Origin of the sequence: Streptosporangium sp. NBC_01469 (genome assembly GCF_036227305.1) — a bacterium.
In the GTDB taxonomy this organism is placed as follows: Bacteria; Actinomycetota; Actinomycetes; order Streptosporangiales; family Streptosporangiaceae; genus Streptosporangium.
In genome coordinates this window covers 7,956,265-7,975,731 of sequence record NZ_CP109465.1, presented here as the reverse complement: position 1 = coordinate 7,975,731, position 19,467 = coordinate 7,956,265, and the positions used below count along the sequence as shown (strand labels likewise).

General features: G+C 71.5%; 14 protein-coding genes and 3 tRNA genes. 12 read left to right on the top strand and 5 right to left on the bottom strand.

The window, feature by feature from the left end; genetic code table 11:
• Window positions 1–36: 36 nt before the first annotated feature.
• The gene (locus OG587_RS34665; RefSeq protein ID WP_329082852.1) at window positions 37–3,495 is read right to left on the bottom strand and encodes a BTAD domain-containing putative transcriptional regulator; all 3,459 of its coding nucleotides are present in this window, start codon (window positions 3,493–3,495) and stop codon (window positions 37–39) included.
• A 205-nt stretch (window positions 3,496–3,700) separates the two neighbouring features.
• On the opposite strand from OG587_RS34665, the gene OG587_RS34660 reads away from it, so the two are divergent.
• Together OG587_RS34660 and OG587_RS34655 are read left to right on the top strand one after the other, a co-directional pair.
• Window positions 3,701–5,017 carry an FAD-binding oxidoreductase gene (locus OG587_RS34660; protein ID WP_329082850.1) on the top strand — a complete coding sequence of 439 codons (1,317 nt, stop codon included), beginning with the start codon at window positions 3,701–3,703 and terminating at the stop codon, window positions 5,015–5,017.
• 95 nt (window positions 5,018–5,112) lie between these two features.
• Window positions 5,113–6,258: a helix-turn-helix domain-containing protein gene (locus OG587_RS34655; protein ID WP_329082848.1), complete on the top strand. Its 1,146-nt coding sequence runs from the start codon at window positions 5,113–5,115 to the stop codon at window positions 6,256–6,258.
• On the opposite strand, the gene OG587_RS34650 is transcribed toward OG587_RS34655, so the two are convergent.
• Entirely contained in the window at window positions 6,200–7,174 is a 975-nt protein-coding gene (locus OG587_RS34650; protein ID WP_329082846.1) for an alpha/beta hydrolase, read from the bottom strand. The genes OG587_RS34655 and OG587_RS34650 overlap by 59 nt on opposite strands.
• A gap of 764 nt (window positions 7,175–7,938) precedes the next feature.
• Here OG587_RS34650 and OG587_RS34645 point away from each other — a divergent pair.
• The 3 genes from OG587_RS34645 to OG587_RS34635 all read left to right on the top strand — a co-directional run bounded on the left by OG587_RS34645 (window position 7,939) and on the right by OG587_RS34635 (window position 8,411).
• Window positions 7,939–8,010 (top strand) — tRNA-Gly (locus OG587_RS34645).
• Between the two features lie 121 nt (window positions 8,011–8,131).
• Window positions 8,132–8,204, top strand: a tRNA-Pro gene (locus tag OG587_RS34640).
• 134 nt (window positions 8,205–8,338) lie between these two features.
• Window positions 8,339–8,411 (top strand) — tRNA-Leu (locus OG587_RS34635).
• Between the two features lie 45 nt (window positions 8,412–8,456).
• On the opposite strand, the gene OG587_RS34630 is transcribed toward OG587_RS34635, so the two are convergent.
• Together OG587_RS34630 and OG587_RS34625 are read right to left on the bottom strand one after the other, a co-directional pair.
• Entirely contained in the window at window positions 8,457–8,960 is a 504-nt protein-coding gene (locus OG587_RS34630) for an NUDIX hydrolase (RefSeq protein ID WP_329082845.1), read from the bottom strand.
• 372 nt (window positions 8,961–9,332) lie between these two features.
• Window positions 9,333–9,785, bottom strand: coding sequence for a hypothetical protein (locus OG587_RS34625; protein ID WP_329082843.1), 453 nt, complete (start codon window positions 9,783–9,785; stop codon window positions 9,333–9,335).
• A gap of 306 nt (window positions 9,786–10,091) precedes the next feature.
• Here OG587_RS34625 and OG587_RS34620 point away from each other — a divergent pair, with 306 nt between their 5' ends.
• Window positions 10,092–10,307 (top strand): hypothetical protein, encoded by a 216-nt coding sequence (locus OG587_RS34620; protein WP_329082841.1) that lies wholly within the window; start codon window positions 10,092–10,094, stop codon window positions 10,305–10,307.
• A 40-nt stretch (window positions 10,308–10,347) separates the two neighbouring features.
• On the opposite strand, the gene OG587_RS34615 is transcribed toward OG587_RS34620, so the two are convergent.
• Window positions 10,348–11,631: an ROK family transcriptional regulator gene (locus tag OG587_RS34615; RefSeq protein WP_329082839.1), complete on the bottom strand. Its 1,284-nt coding sequence runs from the start codon at window positions 11,629–11,631 to the stop codon at window positions 10,348–10,350.
• Window positions 11,632–11,874: 243 nt separating this feature from the next.
• Between OG587_RS34615 and OG587_RS34610 the strand changes: the two genes are divergently transcribed.
• The 6 genes from OG587_RS34610 to OG587_RS34585 all read left to right on the top strand — a co-directional run bounded on the left by OG587_RS34610 (window position 11,875) and on the right by OG587_RS34585 (window position 19,258).
• Window positions 11,875–13,188 carry an ROK family transcriptional regulator gene (locus OG587_RS34610; protein WP_329082838.1) on the top strand — a complete coding sequence of 438 codons (1,314 nt, stop codon included), beginning with the start codon at window positions 11,875–11,877 and terminating at the stop codon, window positions 13,186–13,188.
• A 221-nt stretch (window positions 13,189–13,409) separates the two neighbouring features.
• Window positions 13,410–14,939, top strand: a complete 1,530-nt coding sequence (locus tag OG587_RS34605; protein ID WP_329082836.1) for a sugar ABC transporter ATP-binding protein — start codon at window positions 13,410–13,412, stop codon at window positions 14,937–14,939.
• Entirely contained in the window at window positions 14,936–15,964 is a 1,029-nt protein-coding gene (locus OG587_RS34600; protein WP_329082834.1) for an ABC transporter permease, read from the top strand. Before OG587_RS34605 ends, OG587_RS34600 begins: the two co-directional genes overlap by 4 nt.
• Before the next feature lie 32 nt (window positions 15,965–15,996).
• Window positions 15,997–17,058 (top strand): substrate-binding domain-containing protein, encoded by a 1,062-nt coding sequence (locus OG587_RS34595; RefSeq protein ID WP_329082832.1) that lies wholly within the window; start codon window positions 15,997–15,999, stop codon window positions 17,056–17,058.
• Between the two features lie 35 nt (window positions 17,059–17,093).
• Window positions 17,094–18,254 carry a Gfo/Idh/MocA family protein gene (locus tag OG587_RS34590; protein WP_329082830.1) on the top strand — a complete coding sequence of 387 codons (1,161 nt, stop codon included), beginning with the start codon at window positions 17,094–17,096 and terminating at the stop codon, window positions 18,252–18,254.
• Window positions 18,251–19,258 (top strand): sugar phosphate isomerase/epimerase family protein, encoded by a 1,008-nt coding sequence (locus OG587_RS34585; RefSeq protein WP_329082829.1) that lies wholly within the window; start codon window positions 18,251–18,253, stop codon window positions 19,256–19,258. The genes OG587_RS34590 and OG587_RS34585 overlap by 4 nt, the downstream gene beginning before the upstream one ends.
• Window positions 19,259–19,467 lie beyond the last annotated feature (209 nt).

The window sequence follows — 19,467 nt, the reverse complement described above, 5'->3', positions numbered from 1 at the left end:
CCGACCGGCGGCCGGAACGGCTCGGAACAGGCCGGATCAGCTCAGGCGGGCCAGCAGCCGCAGGCTCCGCTCCTCCAGGTGGGCCAGGCCGAGCCGCCGGTGCGTCTCGGCCGCCTCGCGGGCGTGCTCACGAGCCCGGCCGGCGCGGCCCAGCCGCGCCGCCAGCTCGGCGAGGACCAGGTGGGTGGAACCCCACGCCGCGCTGCCCGTCCCGGCGACGATCAGCTGGTCGGCGTGCGGGGCGAGCCTGTCGTACAGCTCCCCGGGGTCGGGGACACCGAGCTCGGCGGCGACCAGGCCCCAGACGGGGATGAGGAAGTCGGCGATCCAGTCGTCCGCGACCTCGGTGCCCCAGCGGGCGATCAGCTCGCGGGCGAGATCCGGACGGCCGGAGTCGAGGGCGGCCAGCACCGCGATCGGGCGCAGCGGCGCCAGCGACGGGTCCTCCGCCGAGGCCAGCAGCCCGTCGAGGGTCTCCGCGACCCGGCCGCGCCCCCGATCGCAGGTGAACGTCGTCAACAGCAGCCGGAACTCCTGCCCCCAGACGCTGGAGCCGTACCCCATCTTCCCGAAACGGGTGGCGAGCGACTCCGCGTCCGCCCAGCGGCCTTCGAGGGTGCGCCTGCCGGTCTGGGCGATGCGGACCATGGCCTCCAGCTCGGGGCGGCGTACCTCCTCGACCAGTCGCTCGCAGCGGGCCAGGTCGAGATCCCAGCCGGTCAGGTCACCGGCGCGCATCAGGCAGGCCATCCGGAACACCCGGGCCACCAGCTCGGTGGCGCGCGGCAGGCGCGGCAGGGCCAGCATCTCCTCCGCGGCCCGCAGCCGCTCGGGGTTGCGGCCCGGCACCCAGCAGGAGAGCAGGTAGTTGTTCAGGGTCCGCGCCAGCAGCGCGGGGTCGCCCAGGCCGCGGGCGATCTCCACGGCCCGCGCCGCGTGCCGCTCGCCCTCGGCGCGGCGCGGACCCCCGTAGTGCAGCTCCACGGCCAGGGTGCCCAGCAGCGCGGCCCGGTCGCGGTCGTCGAGCGGCCCGGCCAGCAGGTTCTCCAGCACGGCGACCATCGCGGCGTCGACCACCCCGTACGGGCGCCACAGCCACAGGGCGAGCCCGCCGGCGACGGTGATCGCGGAGATCAGGGCCTTTCTGTCGCCCAGCCGCAGGGCCAGCTCGATCGCCTCGTCCAGGTCCCGGCGGGCCACCGTGGCGTCTCCCACCGTACGGCGGGCCTGCCCCAGCTCGGTCAGCAGCGCGCACCTGGTCCTGCCGTCGCCGCCGTCGGCCGGCAGCGAGTTCAGGGCCAGCTCCCACAGCTCGACGGCCTCGGTGTACGCGAGCTGGGCCGCCTCCCGCCCGGCCGCGCGGGAGGCGTGCTCCACCGCCCTGGACGCGCCGCCGACCCTGGCGGCCGAGGCGAAGTGATGGGCCAGCGTGGCGGGCTCGGTGCCCGGCCTGGCCTCCAGGCACTCGCCCGTACGCAGGTGCAGCCGGGCCCGCGCCAGGCGGCCGAGCCCGGCCAGCAGCGCGTCGCGCACCAGGGCGTGGGAGAAGCGGTAGTCGGGGCCGCCGGGCGGCTCGGTCAGCAGCCCGCTCGCCACCGCCGGCTCCAGCAGGGCCATCACCCGCTCGGCGGGGATGCCCGTGACGGCCTCGAGCACGTCGATCTCCACCTCGCGCCCGGTGACCGCCGCCGCCCGCAGCAGCTCCCGCGTCTCCTCGGGAAGCCTGGCCGCCCGGCGTTCGATGACGTCGCGCGCCCCGGCGGGCAGTCCGGCCGCCAGGCAGCCCTCGCCCTCGCCCTCACGCAGGCGCAGCAGCTCGCCCAGGTAGAAGGGGTTGCCGCCGGTCCGCTCCAGCAGCACGCCGACCAGCCCGGGATCCTCGGGGACCCGCCGCAGGCGCAGGTACGACGACACGTCCCGGGCGCCGAACGGGGCCAGCTCCACGCGCTCGGTCCCCCGCTCCCTGGACAGCGCGCCGAGGGTGTCGCGCAACTGCGCGGGGTGGTCGCCCGGCTCGGGACGCAGGGTCGCCACCACGAGCACCGGGTGGCGGGCCAGCTCGCCCGCGACGAAGGCCAGCAGCCGCAGCGAGGAGGCGTCGGCCCAGTGCAGGTCCTCCAGGACCACCAGGAGCGGGCCGCCGGTGGAGGTCAGTGTCGCCGCCACCCGCTCGTACAGCTCGAACAGCGCGGCGTCGGGGTCGGGGCCGCCGTCCGCTGACGCCGCCCTGCCGGGGAACGGGTTCGTCCCGCCGCACTCGCGCAGCACCTGGGTCCAGGGCCAGAACGCGGGAGCCGCGCCGTCCACGCAGCGTCCCCAGGCGACCCGGAACCCCCGGCCCGCGGCCTCGTCGGCCGCGGCCAGCGCGAGCCGGGTCTTGCCGATCCCGGCCTCCCCGGTCACCAGCAGCACCCCGCCGTCCCCGCGCCGCGCCGCGGCCAGCCGCTCGGCCACCAGGCGCAGCTGCGCCTCCCTGGCGACCAGGGTCTCACCGGCCACAAGCTCCCCGGTCGCGGTCGCGGTCGCGGTCGCGGTCGCGGTCCCGGCCGGGGCCGGGGCGGAGGGTGGGGCCGGTGCGAGCGGGGCGGGTGCGACGAGGGACCGCCGGTGACCGGGAAGCGGCGCGGGGACGGCGGGGTGCCGCCATTGACCGGGAGGCGGGCCGGGTGCGGTGGGGGGCCGCCGGTGACCGGGGAGGCCGGGATCGGCGTCGGAGATCTCCAGCTCGGTGGCCTGCTCGAACACCGCCCGCTCCAGGCGCCGCAACTGTGGCCCCGGCTCGATGCCGAGCTCGTCGGCGAGCAGGGCGCGAACCCGGCGTAGCGCGGCGAGCGCGTCGGCCTGCCGGCCGGCCCGGTACAGCGCCAGCACCAGCAGCCCCCAGAGCCGCTCCCGGTAGGGGTGGGCCTCGGCGAGGGCCTCCAGATCCGGCACGCAGGCGCCGCCATCGCCCAGCGCCAGCCGTGCCTCGAACCGGTCCTCCACGGCGGTGTCGCGCAGCTCGCGCAGCCGCGCGACGGCGGGCCGGACGAACTCCTGACCGGCGAACTCACCCAGCGGCTCACCCCGCCACAGCCCCAGCGTCTCCTCCAGCACCCGGCGCGCCTCGCCGTGGTCGCCGCGCGCCAGCGCCCTGCGGCCCTCCTCCGCGCCCGCCGCGAAGCGCGCCAGGTCGACCTGGCCCGGGGTAACGGCCAGCAGGTATCCCGGCTCGCGCGTGAGCAGCACCCTCGGCGGCGTACGCGGCCTGCGGCCGGGCTCCAGCACCCTGCGCAGGTGCGCGATATAGGCCTGCAGGGTCCTCGTCGCGCCGGAGGGCGGCTCACCCGCCCACAGCTCGTCGATCAGGCGGTCCAGCGAGACCACCCTGCCCGGCTCCAGCGCCAGCATCGCCACCAGGGCACGCTGCTTCCTGGTGCCGAGGTCAAGCGGGTGACCGGCCTCGTCGGCGACCTCCAGCGGGCCGAACAGCCGGAAGGTCAGGCTCGTCGGCATGCGTCCTCCTTCCATGGCAGCCGGAAGCCTACGTTCTCCCACCGTCAATTCCGTGGCCGGTGGATCCGGCGACCGAGGCCTGTCCGGCGCGACCACCTTCCACGCCGTGGTGGCCGACGGTCCATGCCCGGATCCCAGCTCGACCTCAGCTCGATCCCAGCCCGGTCGTTCGACAGTGGGTCCGGCGAAAGGGAGAAAAACAATCATGACGATCGGGAACGACCTGCGGCGCGCGGTCAGGGGGCCGGTGCTGGCGGCCGGTGACGAGGGGTTCGAGCGGGCCGGGCGGCCGTGGAACATGGCGGTCGACCAGCCGGTGCTGGCGGTGGTCGAGGCGGAGGACGCCGACGACGTGGCCGCCCTGGTCACCTGGGCCCGCCTGGCCGGGCTGAGCGTGACCGCCCAGCCCCTGGGACACGGCGCGAGCGGCGACGTGGAGGGCGTGATCCTGCTGCGCACCGGGCGGCTGGGCGGGGTGGACGTGCGGCCGGAACGGCGCACCGCACGGGTCGGGGCGGGGGTGAGGTGGAACGAGGTGCTCGCCGCCGCCGGACCGCACGGGCTGACCGGGCTGGCCGGCAGTTCCCCGGGACCCAGCGTGGTGGGCTACACCCTGGGCGGGGGCCTGAGCTGGTTCGGCCGCCGCCACGGCTTCGCCGCCGACAGCGTGCGCGCCTTCGACGTGGTCGGCGCCGACGGCGTGCGGGCCACGGTCAGCGCCACCTCCGACGCCGAACTGTTCTGGGCGCTGCGCGGCGGAGGCGGCGACTTCGCCCTGGTGACCGCCGTCGAGTTCGACCTGCACCCGGCGCCGCACCTGTACGGGGGACGCGTCCTGTGGCCCGGCGAGAGCGCCCCGCGCGTGCTCCAGGCGTTCCGGGAGATCACCGCCGACGCCCCCGAGGAACTGAGCGTCTGGTTCGACCTGCTGAACTTCCCCGGGGCGGCGCCCATGGTCGCCGTGGACGTGACGTTCCTGGGCGAGACGGGGGAGGCCCAGGACCTGCTGCGCAGCCTGGACAAGATCGACGGAGTGATCTCCGACAGCCGGGGCCCGCTGCCGGTGGCCGAGCTGGGCTCCGTCTGCGCCGAGCCCCTCGCCCCCGGAGCCGGGGTGAACCGGGGAGAACTGCTGACCGGCCTGGACGACGCGGTCGCGGCGGCGCTGCTGGCCGCGCCGATCGCCCCGCTGCTGAGCGTGCAGATCCGCCACCTCGGCGGCGCCCTGTCCCGCCCGGCCCGGGACGGCGGCGCCTGCGGGCACCTGGCCGAGCCCTACATGCTGGGCATGTTCGGCCTCGCGCCCTCGCCCGAGGCCGCCGCCGCCGTACGGGCCCGTCAGGAAGAGATCTCCACGGCCCTGGTCCCGTTGACCAGCGGACGCAAGCCCTACACCTCTCTGAGCCCCGGTGAGCGGGCCGCGGCCGCGTTCCCCGTCGACGTGCTGGCCCGGCTCCGCGACCTCAAGCGCTCCCGCGACCCGCACGGCCTCATCCGCGCCAACTACCCGGTGCTGCGCTGAGCGGGCCGTCCGATCCGTCACCCGGTGCGCGCTGTCTGGGGTGCGCTGTTCCGGCCGGGAATGCGGGCGGCGACCTGGCGACCTAGTGTGGAGCCGTGCAGGGACTACTGCTGCGACTGTCGGCGCTGGACTCCGACGCGGAGAGCGCCGTCCGCGTCATCGCCTACTTCGACGTGCTGGTGCGGAACCACGCCGGCGTCCCGGTGCTGCTCCAGGCCACCGCACGCCTGGCGCAGTGCCCGGTCGGCCTCGTCGACGCGGTCACCGGCAGGCGGACGCGGGTCGCTCCCGGCGGGGCGCCCGAGCCGTGCGAGGAGCCGCCGGGCCCGGCGATCCACCGCCGGCTCGGCTCGGAGCTCGGCGCCGTGTGGATGGAGCGTGAGGGGCCGGCGCACGGCCTCGACGAGATCGTCCTGGAGCGCTTCGCGGGCGCGGCGGAGGTCATCCTGGAGCGGGCCGCAGCCCAGGCCCAGGCCGGCACCGACCCCGCCCTGGTGGAGCTGGTCCTGTCGGCCGACGCCGGGGAGGCCGAACGGGCGCGCGCCCTGCGGCTGCTCGGCTTCGGCCCCGCCACCCCGCTGCAGGTGCTCGCCGTTCTCGCCGACGACGATCGGGAGGGCCGCGACGGGGCCGACGTGGCCGGCCGGCTGCGGGTCGCCGACCGCCACGTTCGCGCCGCCCGGCTCGGTGACACCGTGGCGCTGCTGGTCAGCCCCGCGATCGGCGGGCCCGGAGAGCTGCCAGGGGTGCCGGACACCTGGCGCGTCGGCATCGGGCCGGAGACGCGCGGTGCCGGTGCCGCCGAATCCTGGGCGGCGGCCCGCACCGCCCTGCGCTTCACCGGCCCGCACCCGGCGGACCGGGTGGTCGACTGGGCCGGTCTCGGTGCGCTGGCCCTGTTCGCCACCCACGTGCCGGACGAGGAGATCGCCGCCCTGGCCGACGTGCGGGCCGTCGAGGAGCTCTCCCGGCGGCCGTACGGCACCGAGGCGCTGGAGGCGGTGCGCGCCCTGTGCGCCGAGGGCACGGTCCGCAGGGCCGCCGTCGCCGTGCACCTGCACCACAGCTCGCTGGCCGCGCGCATCGCGCGGGCGGAGGCCGTTCTCGGCTTCTCCCTCGCCGACTCCGCGGGCAGGCTCCGGGCTCACCTGGCCATGCGGCTGGTACGCCTGCGTCCCGCCGTCAGCGAAGCAGGGCCCGGCGCAGCGCGACCACCCGCTCGGCGGCGGCCCGGCGGCTGATCTCCGCCTCGGGGATCATCCCGTCGAAGCCGTGGAAGGCCCCCGGGTAGAGATGGAACTCGGTGGAGACGCCCGCCCGCACCAGCCGCAGGGCGTAGTCGAAGCACTCGTCCCTGAAGACCTCCAGCTCGCCGACGTCGATGTACGCCGGGGGCAGGCCCGACAGGTCGGCCACCCTGGCCGGGGCCGCGTACGGGGAGACGTCGTCGCCGCCCGCCCGCTCACCCAGCAGTGCCTTCCAGCCCAGGAGATTCGCCCCCCGGTTCCACACGACCGCCTCGACGAACTCGTGGCTGGAGGGGGTGGTGTTGCGGTCGTCCAGCATCGGGCAGATCAGGAGCTGGAACGCCAGGGCCGGGCCGCCGCGGTCGCGCGCGAGCAACACGGTTCCCGCGGCGAGACCGCCTCCCGCGCTGATCCCGCCCACCGCGATGCGCTCCGGGTCGATGCCCAGCTCGGCGGCGTTCTTGGCGGTCCAGACCAGGCCCGCGTAGCAGTCCTCGACCGGCGCCGGGTCCGGGTTCTCCGGCGCGAGGCGGTAGTTGACCGAGACGATCACGCATCCCAGCTCGGCGACGTACTCGTTGAGGCGCGTGTCCTCCATCTCGACATCGCCGATGACCATCCCGCCGCCGTGGATCCAGTACAGGCCGGGGACGGCCCCCTCCTGCCCGGCGGCCGGGCGATAGATCCGCAGCCGGATGTCGGGATCGCCGTCGGGGCCGGGGACCATACGGTCCTCGATCGTGACCCGCTCGTCCGGAGCGAGCGGGGCCATCGCCGCACGCGCCGCGTCCATCTGGAGACGGATGCCGGGCAGGTCCTCCACTCGCAGGGAGCCCATGTCCACGGCGGGCAGGGGTGTCGCCTCGAGGGCGGCGGCCAGTCCGGGATCGATATTCGGATGAAGTGCCATGTCACTCACCTAATCAGAAGACGGGGACGCCGGTTCGCGCGATCGGCTCTTTCCATCGATCATGCGTGAGCCCGCGCCGCCCCACAACCGAAAGGTGGCCGCGATGAGGGGCCCGCCACCCGCCAACCGGCGGTCTGCCGCCCGCGCGGGTGGGGCCGGTGACTCCGCTCCGACCGCAGAGCCGCTCGAAGTCACTCGGAGCGGCCCGAGACCGTGGGCGCCCGCGCGGGTGGGGGCCGGTGAGACGGGCCCGTGGCGGGGAGATCGCAGAGACGGCCCGGCCTTGCGCGCGGGAAATCGACGGCAGGTGAATTCCACATCGGCCGGCCGCGGAAAACACCGCCCAGGGAAACACGGATAAAACCATTGGCCTCGGAGACCACCTTTGCCCTTCAATGGAGAAAAGGCCGGGGCAACCGCTCCACACCTTGGAAAGGACCGACGATGAAGCACGGCGCATCACCGGTGTGGCGGGGAAGTCTTGAGACGTTTCCGCTGATCAGAGGCGGTGTCCTGGTTCCCGGACGGCCAGGTGGATAACCCTTACGAGGGAAACCGCCGAGCCGCCCGAGACACTGGTCCAGGCGGCTTCTCCATTTCCAGAGCATTTCCGGAACCATGTGAGACCGCTTCGGCCGCCGTCCGCGGGAGCCCGTTTCCCGCTCTCCACAAATCCACAGTGCAGCACATTGAACGCGAATCCGTTCACGCCTCCTTCCGGGAAGGCGCGAAAGGATTCACCTCCGGGAGATCCCGGGAGACACGCCGCAGAGGCCGAATCGGTAAGGCAGCCGGCTTCCACCCGGCAGGACGGGGTTCGAACCCCCGCTGCGGCTCTGCCCTCGCAGGAGAGGGGCAATGGGACTGGGACTCGGCGAGGGGAGTGGCGACCCCCGCCCGGTCGGCAGGCCCGCGGCGCGTCCGGTACGGCCCACGCCAACCGGCCCGGACGCGTGACGGAGCGTAGCTCAGCAGGAAGAGCATCCGGCCAGGGACCGGAAGGCCGCAGGTTCGAGCCCTGCCGTTCCGACGACACGACGACACGACGACACAAGGAGCAGCGACACGGCCACACGGCCACACGAGAAGCACGGGACACGGCGACACAAGAAGCACAGCGACGCAGGCGACATCGTGACACCGGCGTGCCGTACGGCACGCCCGGCCGCTCTGGCCCAACGGCAGAGGCACCAGGTTCAGGACCTGGGTGATCAGGGTTCGAATCCCTGGGGCGGCACGTGACACGGCGGTGGGCGGGCACCCGCCCGCCGTCGGCCGGGCACTACTCGTCGAGGTGCCAGGGCAGCGGGATGGGCTCGGCGGGGAGGTCACCGGCGAGGAAACCGGGCAGCAGGGCCCCCAGATTCAGGGGGAAGACCGTTTCACGGGTGGTCAGGAGGTCGTGCCGGGACCACCAGCGGTGCGCCGAGATCACCGAGCGCTCCAGCTCCTCCTGTCCAGAGGCGTCAACGGTGTGGCCGTCGACGCGCAGGAAGAAGAACGAGTCGACGGCGGCGATCCGGACGTCGCCGAACCAGGTGAGGCCGGAGGAGCGGGCCACGACGGACCCCATGCGCTCTTCGGTGACGTCCAGTCCCGTCTCCTCGCGCAGCTCGCGGACCGCTGCGGCGACCAGCGTCTCGCCGTCGTCCACCCCTCCGCCCGGCGTGATCCAGTAGTGCTCGACGGGCCAGCTCGCGGGTGCCGGATACCGGAACAGCAGGAGGCGGTCGTCGGCGTCGACCAGCAGGATCCGGGCAGTGGAACGTGAGATCGGGGAGGTCACGTCCCCGATCGTAGAAGAGGTCGCCCCCGTCTCGCGGCCCGGCCCCTCGCACGCCGGTCCTCAGCCGGTCCGTTCGGCGTGATCCCCCCGGTGGTTTACCGGAGCTCGATCGAGCTGTACGGTCCGGCCGGCATCCTGCCCACCGTGATCACCGACGGCGGCGCGTTCTTTCTCGCCCTCGCTCTCGTGGCCGGCTTCGCCCGATACCGCACCCCTTGGGCTCGGCTGCGCCGGTCGGCCACGGATCCATCCTCAACACCTCGTTGATACGACGGAGCCTCTGGACGGGATCACATCGCCGCCGCCCATGCGTTGACAAAGCCACTCATGGGGTACGGCCGGAACGCGGGGGCCGTGCCGGCCGTACCCCTCCTAGAAGCCCGCAGGCTTGGTGACGGACCAGCCGATCGTCCGGAGCGAGGAGCCCTGCAGATTCGGGTTGGTGTAGAGGTAGACGTAGACGGAGGACTGCTCATGGGTCCTCAGGGTCCGGGTGGTCCACACTCCGTTGCACTCTTTCGCGGTCGGGTCGGTGTCCCCGAGGACGTCCGTGCTCAGCCTGGCGCAGTGGCCGTCGCCCGGACCGGTGTCGATGATCTGAGCCTTGATCGTCACCCAGCGGAACCCGTCGGCGGTGTTCTTGTGCCAGGTGACAACCCCGTTCCTCAGCCTGGCCCGCACCTGCCCGTTCACCGTGAAGGTCTTGGCGGAAAAGGCCACGCTCTTGGACACCACGGCGCTCCGCGCCGACGCGGCCGGAGCGGTCACCCCCATGGAAACGAGTACGGCCCCGGCGGCGAGCGCGACACCCAACGTTCTCTTCACAGACTTCCTCCAGCGTGTTCGCGTGTCGGACCCCGTCAGGCGGCCGCCGCCGGCCGCTTCTCACCGTGAGACGAGCCGGATCGACGCCCTCCAAGGGATCATGTTCCGCGTGATTAGATGCGGGATGCGGCCCGCAAGTTCGCGCGGAGTTGATGATGATTTATGCGGGTAATTCAGGCGGCCCGGAGCCGTGGTGCTTTCCGGAGCATCCGGTAACACCACTCCAGCCGACGGCTGGCACGTCCTGCGGGATCCGTCCGATGATGTGCCTGGTGAGCGGGGGCCGGCCTGGTCGGGGTGTGTTCGGTGCGGTCGATCTCGCAGGTGAACGCCACGAACCAGCGGCCCTCCGCACAGCCCTCGCTGCTCTCGCGGGAGGTCGCCGGCGGCGGCCGTGCCCGCTGGGACGGCCAGGACCTGCGCGCCCTCACCGGAACCTACGGCTTCACCGGAACCTACGGCGAATGTCTCCTGGTCAAGGTCTCCAAGGTCTTCCCGCGACTGCGGGAGGACGTGCTCTGACCTTTCCCGGGGAGAGCACGTCCCGAGGGGACCGCGAGCCTCAGGACCCGGAGGGCTGCGGTACGGGCCACATGATCGCGGTGGGGTCGTTCACGATCTGGTTGATCACCACGTTCGCGGCACCCCGGGAGGCCGCGCCGAAGCCGTGGTCGGAGGCGACGAAACGGCAGCGGGCCGCGGGGCCCGCGACGACCAGGCGCTCCAGCTCGGCCTGGGCGAAGGGGAGCAGCCATCCGGCCAGGGTGGCGAAGTAACCGCCCACGACGATCACACGTGGGTTGAAGAGGTTGACCAGGATCGAGCCGCCGAGCCCGAGCCAGCGGCCGACCTCCGCGACCGCGACCAGCGTCTGCTGGTCGCCGGCGGCCAGGTCGCGGGCGATCTCGGCCACCCGCTCCTCGGGGTCGGGCACCGGGCCCGAGCCCGGTCCGTACGCCCGCTCGGGGGTCGCCATGCGCACCAGCGCGGCCAGGCCGACCTTCGTCTCCCAGCAGCCGAACCGCCCGCAGCCGCAGCGCCCGCCGCTCGGGTCGACCGGCAGGTGCCCGACCTCGCCGGAGAAGCCGTCCGCCCCGCGCAGCAGCCTGCCGTCCACGATGATGCCGCCGCCCACGCCGACCTCGCCGGTGAGGTAGACCATGTCGGCCGTACCGGCCGCGACCCCCGAGGTGTACTCGGCCAGGGCGGCGAGGTTGGCGTCGTTGTCGACCGTCACCGGCACGCGCAGCGGGCCGAGGGCGGAGGACAGCCGGGCGGCCAGCGGCACGTCGTGCCAGTCGAGGTTGGGGGCGAAGGCCACCACCCCGTGGTCGACGTCGACCAGGCCGGGGACCGCCACCCCGATGCCCGCGGGGGTGGCCCCGGCGCGTGTCATCTCCTCGATGGCCTCGCGGGCCGTCAGGCCGAGCTCGCGGAGCGAGCGGCTGGGGCCGCTGCCCGCCGCGTCGAAGCCCAGGCGGCGGTCGACCAAGACGTTGCCTCCGAGGTCGACGCCGTGGGCGGCGACGTAGTCGACGTTGATCTCCAGCCCGAGGGCGCCGATGTGCGCGCCGTGCAGCGCCACCGCCCGCCTGGGGCGGCCGACCGCGCCCGCGTGGTCGACGCCCACCTCCTGGACCAGCCGCCGGTCGAGGAGCTCGACCATCAGGTTGGAGACGGTGGCCCGGTGCAGGCCCGTGGCCTCCGCGATGTCGGACCGGGAGGTGGAGCCGTGCTCACGCAGGTGGCGCAGGACCAGAGAGAGGTTCGTCCGGCGGAGCGAGGCGTGGCCCGCGGCCTGGGGCGTGCCGCCCACCGTACGGGCCTGGTGCTGCTCCTGGATCACGCGGCCACCTGGTTTTTATTTGTATCGGATAGAAATTAATTGGATTTGTAACACAGAGGTGTCCCGTCGCGCACTACGGAGCCGGTAACAACTCGGTATCTGTCGTTCACGTGACATACACGTGCTAAACGCGCGACCGTGTTACGAAAACGTTACGTAGATTGAAACGTTTCGGACCTTGCGCCCCCGTCGCAACTGAGCCTTTAATTCGGCCAGTCATGCAAATTAATTGAGGGGAGTGACGTGCACCGTAGCTGGACCGGCAGTCGCAACGGCGGTTCGACGAGTTCGAACAGGTCGGCCGGCACCCCCGCCGACCAGGCCACGGTGCGCCGGTCCAACCTGTCCCTGGTGCTGCGTCACGTCAGCGAGTACGGCCCGCGCTCCAGGTCGGTCGTCGCCATGGAGACCGGGCTGAACAAGACCACGGTCACCAGCCTCGTCGGCGAGCTGCAGGCCCGAGGCCTCCTCAAGGAGATCGGGCCGCAGCACGCGGGCGCCGTCGGCCGCCCCGGGCTCGCCCTCGCCCTGGACGGGTCCGGTGTCGGTGCCCTCGGCCTCGAGGTCAACGTCGACTACATCGCCGCCTTCGCCACCGACCTGGGTGGCCGGGTGTTGATCGACCGGCGGGTGAGCTTCGACGCCATGGGGTGCGACTCCGACCGCTCCCTGACGGAGCTGGCCCGGGTGATCGGGGAGGCCATGGCCGAGCTCGACCTCCTGGAGGTCAGGGTCGCCGGGATCACCGTGGCCGTTCCCGGTCTCGTCGACACCGCCACCGGCACCGTGGACGTCGCCCCCAACCTCGGTTGGTACGGCGTCCCCGTGGCCGAGTGGCTGGTACGCGCCGGCGTTCCCCCGAACGTGCCGATCAGTGTGGACAACGACGCGAACCTCGCGGCCCTCGCCGAGTTCACCGGCGGCGTCGCCTCCGGCACGTCCGATCTCGTCTACCTCACCGGCGAGGTGGGCATCGGCGGCGGCGTGATCTCCGGAGGGCGCCTGTTGAGCGGCGCCGACGGTTTCGCGGGAGAGGTGGGCCACGTCATGGTCGACCCCTCCGGCGAGCGCTGCGGCTGCGGCCGGATCGGCTGCTGGGAGACGAAGGTCGGCCTGGCCGCGCTGGTCCGGATGGCCACCCCCGACCACGCCTACGGCATGCACGACGGAGTGATGCGCGACCCGGAGGAGCGGCTGGCCGAGATCGAGCTGCGTTGGGCCGCCGGCGATCCCCGGGTCGACCTGGCGATCGGCGAGGTGGGCCGCTGGCTCGGGCGAGGCTCGGCCACACTGGTCAACCTCTTCAACCCGCGCGTCATCGTCATCGGCGGCTACTTCGCCAAGCTCGCCGACCGGCTCATCCCCGTGGCGCAGGCGGAGCTGAAGCGGCTGGGCGTGGAGGGATCCGTCGCCCGCTGCGACTTCGTCGCCTCCGACCTCGGCTTCGGCGCGGCCTCGCGCGGCGCCGCCGGGATCGTCACGGAGAGGGTGCTCTCCAACCCCACTGCCATCGATGTCCGCCTGGCGGCACCGGCACCCGAGAAGGAGCGCGAATGAGACGCCATACCTCGTGAGAACCCGGTATCGCCCCCCAAACATCCCGTCCGTCCGACCGGAGAACCGGATTCGTGACGCCGTCGTTCACGCCGACCTCGGCGGCGCCACGCTGGTGCTGTCCGGCCCGGCCGGACGGGCGGGATCCCCTTCACTCTCTTTCATCGAAGTTTCCAGCGAAGTTCCCATCGAGATTCTGTCGTAAAGATCCACGGAGGCCCCCCATGCCGGAGCCGTCAACCGACTCGGCACCCCTCCTCGTGATGCGAGGAATCGTCAAGCAGTTCCCCGGAGTGCGCGCCCTCGACGGCGTCGACCTGGAGGTCCGCGCGGGCGAGGTGCACTGCCTGCTCGGCCAGAACGGTGCCGGGAAGTCCACTTTGATCAAGACCTTGGCGGGCGCTCACCAGCCCGACGAGGGGACGATCACGTTGAACGGTGAGGATGTGCGGTTGTCGAGCCCGATCACGGCGATCAGGCTCGGGATCTCCACGATGTATCAGGAGCTTGACCTGGTGGACGGGTTGAGTGTGGCCGAGAACGTGTTCTTGGGTCATGAGCCGTCCCGGATGGGGTTCGTGGGCCGGGGTGAGGCGGCGCGGGCGACGCGGGAGTTGCTGGCCAGGCTGGGGCACGGGGAGATCCGTCCGTCGACGGAGGTGGGGCGACTGTCTCCGGCGGCCAAGCAGGTGGTGAGCATGGCGCGGGCGTTGTCGCACGACACCCGGTTGATCATCATGGACGAGCCGTCGGCGGCGCTGGCCCATGACGAGGTGGGCAACCTGTTCCGGATCATCCGGGAGTTGACCGCCCAAGGGGTGGCGGTGGTCTACATCTCGCATCGGCTGGAGGAGATCCGCGAGATCGGGGATCGGGTGACGGTGCTCAAGGACGGCCGGACGGTCGCGGTGGGCCTGCCGGCGAAGGAGACGCCGACCTCGCAGGTGGTGTCGCTGATGACCGGCCGCAACGTCGAGTACGTCTTCCCCAAGCGACCCGCCCCCGGCAGCCACGAGGGCAAGGCGGAGGTGCTGCAGGTCCGTGACCTGAGCATCCCCGGCCGCGTCTCGGACGTGTCGTTCTCGGTGCGGGCGGGGGAGATCGTGGGGCTGGCCGGTCTGGTCGGTTCGGGCCGTTCGGAGATCATCGAGGCGGTGTACGGGGCGCGGCGGTTCTCCGGTCAGGTGGTTTTGGAGGGTAAGCCGGTGCGCCGGGGTGGTGGCACGACGGGTGCGGTGCGGCTGGGTATGGGTCTGGCGCCGGAGGAGCGTAAGGCTCAGGCGTTGCTGCTGGACCAGAGCGTGTCGCGCAACATCAGCCTGGCGAGTCTGGGCCGGTATTCGCGGCTGGGCTGGATGGACCGGCGCCGGGAGGCGGCCGACGCGCGGGAGATGGTGCAGGCCCTCGATATCCGGCCCGCTGATCCGGAGCGGCCGATCAAGACGTTGTCGGGCGGTAACCAGCAGAAGGCGGTGCTGGCCCGGTGGTTGCTGAACAACCGCAAGTTGTTGCTGTTGGACGAGCCGACCCGCGGGGTGGACGTGGGGGCTCGGGCGGAGTTGTACGCGGTGGTGCGGCGGCTGGCCGATGAGGGGATCGGGGTGTTGCTGGTCTCCAGCGAGGTTCCCGAGGTGCTGGGGCTGGCCGATCGGGTGCTGGTTCTGCGGGAGGGCCGGGTCATTCGTGAGGCCGGTGCCGGTGAGCTGGACGAGCACGCCGTCCTCGACATGATCATGGAAGGAAGTCCGGTATGAGCGAGCCTCGGCTGCCGTCTGTGGACGAGCAGGTGCGAGTTGATAAGCAGGCCCGTAAACCCGTCGCGGGGGAGGGGCCGCTGGCCAGGCTGGGCAACGTCCCGCACCTGGGCCTGGTGGTCGCGCTGGTGTTGCTGGCGGCGGTGGGCCTTTTCACGGTGCCCGACACCTTCGCCACGACCTCCAACATGGTGAGCATCCTGTCGCTGGCCGCGACCATCGGGGTGATCACCGTCGGTGCGACGTTCGTGATCATCGGCGGGGGTATCGACCTGTCGGTGGGCGCGATCATGGCGTTGGCGTCGGTGTGGGCGACCACGCTGGCCACCCAGTCCTACGGCCCGTTCGTGATGATCGTGTGCGCGGTGCTGGTCGGTACCGGTGCGGGCCTGGTCAACGGGTTGCTGATCTCCTACGGGCGGATGGTGCCGTTCATCGCCACTTTGGCGATGCTGGTGGCCGCCCGGGGGCTGGCGCAGCGGATGTCGGACCGGCGGACCCAGCTGGTGCAGCAGGGCAACGAGATGATCGTGGAGCTGTCGACCAGCCGGGTGCTGGGCATTCCGCTGCTGGTCTACATCTTCGCGCTGGTGGTGATCGCCGGGTGGGTGCTGTTGAACCGCACCACGTTCGGCCGGCGCACCTACGCGGTGGGCGGTAACCCCGAGGCGGCCCGGCTGGCCGGTATCGACGTGCGCCGGCACACCGTGATGTTGTACGGGCTGTCGGGGTTGTGCTGCGGTATCGCGGCGGTGTTGATCATGGCCAGGACGACGACGGGTTCCTCCACCCACGGGGACCTGTACGAGCTGGACGCGATCGCCGCGGTCATCATCGGCGGCACGCTGCTGACCGGCGGCCGGGGATCGATCATCGGGTCGATCCTGGGTCTGCTGATCTTCACCGTGATCACGAACCTGTTCATCCTCAACGGGCTCAACACCAGCGACCAGCTGGTGGCCAAGGGCCTGATCATCGTGGCGGCCGTGCTGCTCCAGCGACGTTCCCTACGTTCCCCTACCTGATCGTCATCCCTTAAATATCAAGGAGAAATCACATGTCCAACCCATTAGCTCGTAGGGGTTTCCTCGTCGGCGGTGCGGTTATCGGTGCGGGTGCGCTGGTGACGGCGTGCACGGGTAACGAGGCGGCGGCTCCGGCGGCGGCTTCGGCTCCGGCGCCGGCTCCGGCCGCGACCGGCGGGAACGACGCCCCCGGTGAGAAGGTCGTCATCGGTTTCTCGGCGCCCGCGGCCGACCACGGCTGGATCGCCGCGATCGCGAAGAACGCCGAGGCCGCGGCCAAGGAGTACTCCGACATCGAGTTCAAGCCGGTCGAGCCGACCAACGACATCAACGCGCAGATCTCCGCGGTGGAGTCGCTGATCGCGGCCAAGGTCGCCGCGCTGGTGATCCTGCCCAACGACGGCCAGCAGCTCAACCAGATCGCCCGCCAGGCCTCCGACGCCGGTATTCCGGTGATCAACCTGGACCGGGTCTTCCCCGACAAGCTCTCCTACCGGACCTGGATCGGTGGCGACAACTACGGCATGGGGGTCGCGGCCGGTCACTACATCGGTAAGAAGCTCAAGGACAAGGGGGTGGCCAGCCCGGTGATCCTGGAGATCCAGGGCATCGCGACCCTGCCGCTGACCCAGGACCGCAGCAAGGGGTTCGAGGACGCGCTGAAGACGTATGGGTTCAGTGTGACGGCCAAGCAGGACGCGCAGTTCACCGTGGAGTCGGGTACCAAGGTGGCCGCCAACCTGATGCAGGCGCACAAGAAGATCGACGCGATCTGGAACCACGACGACGACCAGGGGATCGGGGTGCTGGCCGCGATCAAGGAGGCCGGGCGCAGCGAGTTCTTCATGGTCGGCGGCGCCGGGTCGGCGAACGCGATGCGTGACATCCAGGCCGGGTCGGGGGTGCTGGAGGCGACGGTGACCTACAGCCCGACGATGGCGTCCTCGGCGATCAAGCTGGCGCGTCTGATCGCCCAGGGCAAGGGCATGAGTGACCTGCTGGAGAACCAGGTGCCCCAATCGATCACGTTGGCGTCGGAGACGATCACCAAGGAGAACGTGGCCGAGTACCTGCCGCTGGGATTCGAGTCCTGATGAGTCAATCCGATGGGCCGACGCTGGGGATCGGCATGGTCGGGTACGCCTTCATGGGCCGGGTGCATTCCCAGGCCTGGCGCAGTGTGTCGGCGTTCTTCGATCTGCCGGCCCGGCCGGTGATGGCCGCGTTGTGCGGCCGGTCGGCGGACGGGACGGCGGCGGCGGCCGAGCAGATGGGCTGGGCGGCGACCGAGACCGACTGGCGCAAGCTGATCGCCCGCGACGACGTGGCTGTGGTGGACATCTGCACGCCGGGTGACTCGCATGCCGAGATCGCGATCGCCGCGTTGGAGGCCGGTAAGCACGTGTTGTGTGAGAAGCCTCTGGCGAACACGGTCGCCGAGGCTGAGGCGATGGCGGCGGCGGCGCGCTCAGCGGCTGAGCGGGGGGTGTATGCGATGGTGGCGTTCAACTACCGTCGGGTGCCGGCCATCGCTCAGGCCGCCCGCTGGGTGGCCGAGGGCCGGCTGGGCGCCATCCGGCACGTGCGGGCGCAGTACTTGCAGGACTGGATCGTCGATCCGGAGTTCCCGCTGGTGTGGCGGCTGCGAAAGGAGCTGGCCGGTTCGGGGGCGCTGGGTGACATCGGCGCGCACATCATCGACACCGCGCAGTTCATCACCGGTCAGAGGTTGACGCAGGTGTCGGGGTTGACCGAGACGTTCATCACGCACCGCCCGTTGGCCGGGGTGTCGGCCGGGTTGTCGGCCGATACCGGCAACGGTTCGGGCGCGGAGATGGGTGAGGTCGACGTCGATGACGCGGCGTTGTTCGTGGGTCGGCTCAGTGGTGGTGGGTTGGCGTCGTTCGAGGCGACCCGGTTCGCCACGGGGCGTAAGAACGCGTTGCGGATCGAGGTCAACGGGTCGAAGGCGAGTGTGGCGTTCGATTTCGAGGCGATGAACGAGTTGTGGTTCCACGATCACGCGTTGCCTGCCGAGGAGGCGGGTTTCCGTCGGGTGCTGGTCACCGAGGCGGGGCATCCGTACGCGGGGGCGTGGTGGCCGCCGGGTCATGGCCTGGGTTATGAGCACACCTTCACTCACGAGGTGAAGGACTTCGTCGAGGCGATCGCGTCGGGTATCGCTCCGGCGCCGTCGTTCGACGACGGGTTGAACGTTCAGCGTGTGCTGGCCGCGGTCGAGCGCAGCGCCGCCGACCAGAGCCGTCTTACATCTGTGGAGGGGACATGAGCAGGCCGATCACCTTGTTCACCGGCCAGTGGGCCGACCTGCCGTTCGAGGAGGTCTGCCGCCTGGCCTCGGGCTGGGGATACGACGGCTTGGAGATCGCCTGCTGGGGCGATCACTTCGAGGTCGACAAAGCCCTCAGCGACGACGACTACATCCCCCGCAAGCAGGAACTGCTCGCCAAGCACAACCTGTCCGTCTACACCATCTCCAACCACCTGGTCGGCCAGGCCGTCTGCGACAACCCCATCGACGCCCGCCACCAGGGCATCCTGCCCGCCCGCCTCTGGGGCAACGGCGACCCCGAACAGGTCCGCCGCAACGCCGCCGAAGAGATCAAGAACACCGCCCGCGCCGCCGCCAAACTCGGCGTCGACACCGTGGTCGGCTTCACCGGCTCCTCCATCTGGCACACCCTGGCCATGTTCCCCCCGGTCCCGCCCCAGATGATCGAGGACGGCTACGCCGACTTCGCCGACCGGTGGAACCCGATCCTCGACGTCTTCGACGAGGTCGGCGTCCGCTTCGCCCACGAGGTCCACCCCAGCGAGATCGCCTACGACTACCACACCACCGTGCGCACCCTGGAGGCCATCGGCCACCGCCCCGCGTTCGGCCTGAACTGGGACCCCTCCCACATGGTGTGGCAGGAGATCGACCCGGTCGCCTTCATCCTGGACTTCGCCGACCGCATCTACCACGTCGACTGCAAGGACGCCAAGGTCCGCACCGGCGACGGCCGCCGCGGCCGCCTCGCCTCCCACCTGCCCTGGGCCGACCTGCGCCGCGGATGGGACTTCGTCTCCACCGGCCGCGGCGACGTCCCCTGGGAGGACTGCTTCCGCGCCCTCAACGCGATCGGCTACGCCGGACCGATCTCCATCGAGTGGGAGGACGCCGGCATGGACCGCCTCGACGGCGCCCCCGACGCCCTGGCCGTCATCCGCAAACTCAACGCCATCACCCCGCCCTCCACCGCCTTCGACGCCGCCTTCTCCTCGGACTGAAACCCCCCGGAGCGAATCTCTGACCGTACTCCGCAGACCGGACTCGGACCGGAGCCCAGACTGAAATTCCCAGGCCGAACTCCTCGGACTGAACTTTCTGACGGGACTCTCTGACTGAATTTCGCAGGTTGAGCTGGTCTGACGGAAACATATAGCGCTGAGACATATATCCGTAATATCCGCATAACGTACGATTCCTTGCACAAGCG